Origin of the sequence: Aquitalea sp. ASV11, assembly GCF_016429185.1 — a bacterium.
GTDB lineage: Bacteria > Pseudomonadota > Gammaproteobacteria > Burkholderiales > Chromobacteriaceae > Aquitalea > Aquitalea pelogenes.
In genome coordinates this window covers 1-1,236 of the sequence record NZ_JAELUD010000145.1, presented here as the reverse complement: position 1 = coordinate 1,236, position 1,236 = coordinate 1, and the positions used below count along the sequence as shown (strand labels likewise).

At 67.3% G+C, this 1,236-nt stretch carries 1 protein-coding gene; it reads right to left on the bottom strand.

Annotated elements, in window-relative coordinates; all coding sequences use genetic code 11:
* Positions 1 to 53: 53 nt before the first annotated feature.
* Positions 54 to 1,236: ATP-binding cassette domain-containing protein (locus tag JHD62_RS21340; RefSeq protein WP_199104566.1), on the bottom strand; the 1,183-nt coding region annotated here is incomplete at its 5' end.

Genomic DNA, 1,236 nt, shown 5'->3' with positions numbered 1-1,236 from the left:
GCGGCGCGCTGGTTCCGGCAGAGGAACACCAGCGCTTCCGCCAGCGTGGGCTGTCACTCGCCGGCTGAACCGGCAGCAAACTGCAAGGCCGCCAGCCGTGCATACAAGGGCGAGCTGTGCAGCAGCTCCTCGTGCCGCCCCTGCGCCACGATGCGCCCGCCTTCCAGCACCACGATGCGGTCGGCTTCTTTCACCGTGGCCAGCCGGTGGGCAATCACCAGCGTGGTGCGATTGGCGGCGGCACGTTCCAGCGCCTGCTGCACCAGTTGTTCGGACTCGGCATCCAGCGCGCTGGTGGCTTCGTCCAGCAGCAGGATGGGCGGGTTTTTCAGGATGGCGCGGGCAATGGCAATGCGCTGGCGCTGGCCACCGGACAGGCGCACGCCGCGCTCGCCCAGATAAGTGGCATAGCCTTGCGGCAGGGCCTGGATGAAGTCATGCGCCGCCGCCGCGCGGGCCGCAGCGTAGACTTCCTCATCTGTCGCGTCCGGCCTGCCGTAGCGGATGTTCTCCAGCGCGCTGCTGCCAAAAATCACCGAATCCTGCAGCACCACGCCAATGTGCTGGCGTAAATCGGCCAGCGCCAGTTGGCGGATGTCGATGCCGCCCAGGGTAATCTGCCCCTGTTGCGGGTCGTAAAAACGCAGCAATAGCTGAAACAGCGTGGACTTGCCCGCGCCGGACGGCCCCACCAGCGCTACGTGCTCGCCGGGAGCCAGTTCCAGATCAATCTGGCTGAGCGAGGGCTGTTCCGGCCGGGAGGGGTAGGCAAAGCTCACCTGCTGCAAACGCAGCCGCCCGGCCGTCGGCAAGGCGTGCGGGTGCTGTGGCTCGGTCACTGGCGAGGCCAGTTGCAGCAGCTCCATCAGCCGCTCGGTGGCCCCGGCTGCGCGTTGCACATCGCCCCATACCTCGGCCACCGCGCCAATCGCCCCGGCGGTCACCACCGCATACAGGATGAACTGCGCCAGCAGGCCGCCGCTCATCTGCCCGGCCAGCACTTGCTGCGCGCCCAGCCACAGCACGAACACGATGGCACCGAAGATAAGCATGATCACCGCCACCGTCAGCAGCGAACGGGCGCGGATGCGCGCCAGCGCGGTGGCAAAGCTCAGCTCCACCGAGCCGACAAAGCGGCTGGCTTCCGCCGTCTGCTGGTTGAAGGCCTGCACGGTGGGAATGGCGTTCAGCACCTCACCGGCCATGGCGCTGGAATCGGCAATGCGGTCCTGACTA